Origin of the sequence: Niastella populi, assembly GCF_002078015.1 — a bacterium.
Classification (GTDB): Bacteria; Bacteroidota; Bacteroidia; order Chitinophagales; family Chitinophagaceae; genus Niastella; species Niastella populi.
The window spans coordinates 1-5365 of sequence record NZ_LWBP01000016.1; the positions used below are offsets into that span (position 1 = coordinate 1).

2 protein-coding genes are annotated in these 5365 nt (G+C 37.0%); one reads left to right on the forward strand and one right to left on the reverse strand.

Annotated features, from left to right (window positions below; genetic code table 11):
• Window positions 1–609: 609 nt before the first annotated feature.
• Window positions 610–3147 carry an nSTAND1 domain-containing NTPase gene (locus tag A4R26_RS04725; protein WP_133054541.1) on the reverse strand — a complete coding sequence of 846 codons (2538 nt, stop codon included), beginning with the start codon at window positions 3145–3147 and terminating at the stop codon, window positions 610–612.
• A 1465-nt stretch (window positions 3148–4612) separates the two neighbouring features.
• Here A4R26_RS04725 and A4R26_RS36025 point away from each other — a divergent pair.
• Window positions 4613–4774, forward strand: coding sequence for a dihydrofolate reductase family protein (locus A4R26_RS36025; RefSeq protein ID WP_081161404.1), 162 nt, complete (start codon window positions 4613–4615; stop codon window positions 4772–4774).
• Window positions 4775–5365 lie beyond the last annotated feature (591 nt).

The window sequence follows — 5365 nt, forward strand, 5'->3', positions numbered from 1 at the left end:
TTGACCTATAAACGATAAAAAGGAGAAGAGTGCTGCGATAGAACGCCGGTCACCTCCACTTGGCCTGTAATGTGCTGACTGACAGCTTGTTACAGGCTTTTGTATTTTATAATTTATCCCTTTTTTATTAATTTCCACTCCCAGCATTATAAAAATTTATAATCGTCTGATTTTCTTTATCATATCTCATTAATTCCGGTAGTTATTTTTACTATGGCGTCAAAACATGTCAAACTTACTATGAGTAAATCCGTGAGTAGAAGTTGGGTAGTTTTATAATGTATTATGTATCTGATATGTGTAAGTGATTTGTGAGTCCGGGGAGGACTCAAGGGTTTATTAATGAGATTTCGTTTCATTTCTTACTTATATTGTTCAACGACACATGTTGCACGGTTGTTTATGCAGGTTTACACCTATAACAAGAATTCCTTTCACTTGCTGAGCGTAATGCTCTGTTATAATATCTTCCATAATGGCATTTCGTTCGTCCCGCATCTCATTCGTGTATGGATAAGCAGCAACTACAAATTTTATATTACTATTAGCTGACATAAAAACGATCCAGTTTTGTTATTTAATGCTGATTGTTACATGCGTAAGCACTTATCAGGACGTTTTCAACGTCCTGTTTTGTAGAGGCAGCTTTATATAGGTTGTGCACCCAGAGCCCGGTTGGCTGGTTATTGTATATTCACCCTGTAAGACCATTATACGATATTCCATATTTTTAAGTCCCTGGCCTCCGTCAGTTCGATTGCCGACATCAAATCCGATCCCATCATCCTTGATAGAAATACTTACCTCCTTTGCATTAAATGTTATTTTAAAACTTATATGTTTGGCTTTTGAATGCTTTAGGATATTATTCAATGACTCCTGGCATACCCGGAAAAGCGTCAACGTTTCTTTTTCATTCAATTCCTGCTCATCCCCCGACATTTCCAACTGAACATTGAAATAATTTTTTATCTTGTTGATCTCTGCCTGTAAGGCACCTATAAAACCAATTCGTTGAATATAGGTCGGATTGAGGCTTCTTGATAGTTGTGCAACATCTTGAACTATCACCCTGACCAATTGTTTTATTTCATGTAAATTTTTAGCCAACTCATCAGACCTCTCGTCTATTATCTCCAATTGCAGTTTAAGTACAGATAATAACTGGCCTATATTATCATGTATTTCCATACCTATATGAGACAGTAAATTTTCCTGCAGCTCAAATTTCATGGCATGCTGTCCGCTGATTTCGATCAGTAAAGTCTCCTGATTTGTCCATATACGCATTCCCTTCCTGCCGTTTACCACGGAGGCGAAGTCTTTATCGCTCATTGGATGTAAATCGTCTTTCATAAGATCAGCCCGGCGGTTTTCGAGTATTCTATGGGCTTTCTGTCCGGGCAGTTCGGAGGAGCCGAATCTTGATCGTATTACCGGCGCCAGTGTATCATGCGCGAGGCTATAATTATTTGAAGATTCCTTTGTTTCTGTCAACAGGTAAAACTGCACACAGGCTGTTAGTATTTGTTGTATTGGTAATTCTTTATCGTATCGATCGAGGACAGTTTGTTTATTGTGCGTGTCCGATGTAGATAATGAAGTGGTAAAAAAGAATAAAAGGTCGAGAACCAGGCCTGAATCTACTTCTTCCTTATAATTTTGAGCAATCTCCTGTAATCTGGTATTTAAGAAGTCACTAAGCGCATATCCCGTTTTCTTCAAATGAAAGTAAGCTGCAAAAGAGATCGTACGCTTTTCAGCATGTATGTGTTTTACGCCATCCCACAGATTTGTCATTAATATTTGCAGTACCGGCATCACTGGTGAATCGGGGTCAGCTACAAGATCGTTGGCAATCTGGTCGTCGAGCCCCGCTTCGATCTCCAGTCTATATTGTTTTTTTGTTGTGGTTTTTGATGAAGGTCCATTTACGATCTCCTTTATGCCGTTTTTCCCTATAGGTTGTAAAAAGTAGGTCATAGCCGGCAAATTATAGCGGATACATTGCTGGTCGATCTCTGCATGATATTCTTTCCTGTAACCCAGGATCACTGTAAGCGTACGCTTTGGGAGAGCCATTACCAGATGTTTTAGTGTAGTAAGAAATTGATCTATTTCGTCTGGCCCATGTTCCAATGGCTTAGTCCAAGCTTCCTCAACCTGGTCGATGATCAATACCAGCTTCTTTCCATTGCGTTGCCTGGTCATCAGATATTCTTTTATATTTTCCACAGAAGGGCAATTCAAAGCATCCAGTAATGTTTTTACCAACCCTTCACCGGTGTACCTTCTTTTGTACCTGACATCTGATTTAAACTTTAACCGTGGTATGAGCCCGGCATCTAGCAAAGAACTTTTTCCAACGCCCGTCTGACCATAGAGCAAGATCACAGGATTACAATCCTGGTCAAATACAGCTTCATAAAGTTCTCTGATCTGACGGCCTCTTCCCCAGAAAATAGCAGCCTCTTTTTCCGTATAGGGCTTTAATGAAATGTAAGGCGCTGCTGGTATCATGATATGGGGAAGTTCAGGCAGGAGATGATAACTATCGTGGTAATCACCATTTAACAAGCCTGATTCACCTGTACGATCTGTAAATTGTTGCTCGAGTAAGTATAATATCTGGTTAATTTTACTAAGATCATTTTGCCTGTTCAGTTCTTTGTACACATCACTATGATCGATGATATGCTCTGGCGTAAAAATGAATTTACAGTCAACTTTAGTTTTTATCTTTTTCGGATTATAAAAAGGCTGCTTTTGTGTAATGATATAAATAAAAAGCCGATCATACTGATGAAACAGTTTCTTTTCATTGAACATGGCAATGGTTCCTAGCACTTTTTTCATGTCAGCTGTTGCTGTAACTTGGATGGCTGTTCTGCGTAACGGGTCACCCAGGTCAATAGCAGGTTGCATTTTACCGGAAGTATAGTTGATATTCTTTAAGTCAAGGTCAAACAATTCATTTAATACTTTTATTAATAAATTCTCAGCATGTATATTAATGCTGTATTCGCTGTTTGCATTCAATATACTTACCTGGGCGCTGAACCTGGATAATAATTCGGATATTCTTAATAGATGGGATTGCTGATTCATGGGATAGTTTAAAAATATGGTTAAAGCCGCATCTTTCAAAACCGAAAATATGCGTAATTGTTACGCGATTGGTGTTTAAGTTTGCGTATCCATTTAATTGGAAATAAAACAATCACTACTATTTCCAGTATCTCTACTTACGAGGGCCATGAAGCGAGGAAATGAGTTTATAGGTTTATTCGATTGCTGGATAGATGCATACGGAGAATGGTTATAAGTATATATTAATTACCTTCTTGATCATTCTTAATTTTTATAAAATCTATGATGGACTAAACACTTCTGTTTACCCTGTCAAAAAACAGTCAAACAATCTTATAAGGGTTGCGCTCAGACATGGCGTGTTTGATTTTTCTCAGTGTTTCATCCATTTGCGGTAACAGGATTTATTGATGTTGGCCTGAATAAATTTATGATATCGCGCCTCCCTTTAATATCCTGATTTTGATAAGATCGAAAGATATTGAAATCCATATCAGGCCACAAGTTATTATTAAGGTCGCAGCCGGCCATATACACTATTTGAAGAATGTTTCGAGTAATAGGATAAATACAAATAACTGTAAGGAAAGTATTGGAGGAATTTCAGGGGGATGGAACCGAGGATTTAATTTATTACTTTTTCGACAATTATTCAAATATGTTGCTTTGGATCAGTTTTTTGTGCAAAACCAAATGCAGCAGCGCAGAATACCAGGCTTACAACTGGCGATTGTAGGAGGCTACAGTTCGGTTCTATTTGTTGAACATTAACGGCAACGCAAATAGAATTGTTCCGATTACAAAAATTGCGGTCAGAATATGAACATACTTATTGTTTACTTTTAAAAATACAAATTGCTCAATGGTCCTGCCTAACCAAAATAAAGAAATTCCTGTCAAAAATGTTTTTCCAAGATTAGAAGTCAATAGCTCGTCAGGATAAACGAAACAAATGTATGCAACGAATAAAAAGAAGTATATTATTCTCGTGTTCAATATTTGTACAATTCCCCGGTTTGTAAAGTCCAATTTTTCTAACTCTTTTTTCCAATTAAATAGTCTCCAAAATAAAATATGAAAGATTGCAAAAGCAATTGAGTACAGTCCGCAGCAAAATATTATTGTCTTCATTTTATGTTAGCTGTCGTTGTTTTATGACGTTATAATTTTTTTTCCGTCCTGGACAATAGAGTAATGTCTGAATATACCATTCTCGATAAATGCGACACTTTTTTCCATATCACCCTGTTTTAATAAAATAGTTCCTTTCTCAATTTCTTTGGGTTTTAATAATGATGCAATGAGGGTTCTGTCAGTTTCATTGATTTCTATTAATGAGTTCATTAGTTTAAAGAAAGAATCCATAAATGGCGATGCGTTTGTTATAATGAAGCTAACTAAAAAATAGTGTTGATTGTCAATGGTTTTTTTATTTGGTTAAGAAGATGCAGTAACCGACGGTTTGTTCTAATGATCCCTTATTTTGCAAGCTAAATCTTAAGGAAGTGGATATCAGCACCCGGTGGTTCCAAATGTACAAAGCCTTATATGTAGCGCAAATTTGTGTGTGACATTAATTAGGGAAAATCTCATTGACGAATACAGGATTGGTATTGCTCCGGTCATTGCAGGCAAGGAAGGTATTTATTCCCAAAAGGGCTTCCCGCGAAAAAACTTTCATTAATATCTTCACAACCATTAATGAAAGGTGGAGTAATTCTTAAATATAAGTCGTTAAACGGATAGGCAGGGGTGTGGTTGATTAAACTGTTTGCATCTGTTTAATAAAAGATAAAAAAGAGAGTAGGGGTTCGATTACAGTCCACCCGACTCCACGAGATATAAGCCTCTGATTTTCAGTGGTTTTTTTGTTGTTAGGTCATCGGACAATCGAACCGATAAATTTGTATTAATTAAATGAAGTGCAGAAGTGCATGCGCCTTGATACTAATAAAGCTCATATTGGCAACATAAATTGTAATGATTATTAATCGCTTACATGAAAAAATCAAATCTAGTAATGGAAAAGGTAGAGTGATAAATTGTTAAACTCCGGAGGAGGAAGAAGTTACCTTAATACAGTAGCGATGCGCTTTGAAAATATTCACACTGGCAATTTCCTTCTTGCTGGGGTGAAAAAAATCCTGCTTTATTCAAGTGTATAAGATGCCCATAACTAATCAGTTCTCTAATTTCCTTGCATTCCCGTTAATTACCTCGCGATATGCTTTCTTCATGGTTTCCGGAAGGAAAGAAATAGATAGCCAATGGTAGG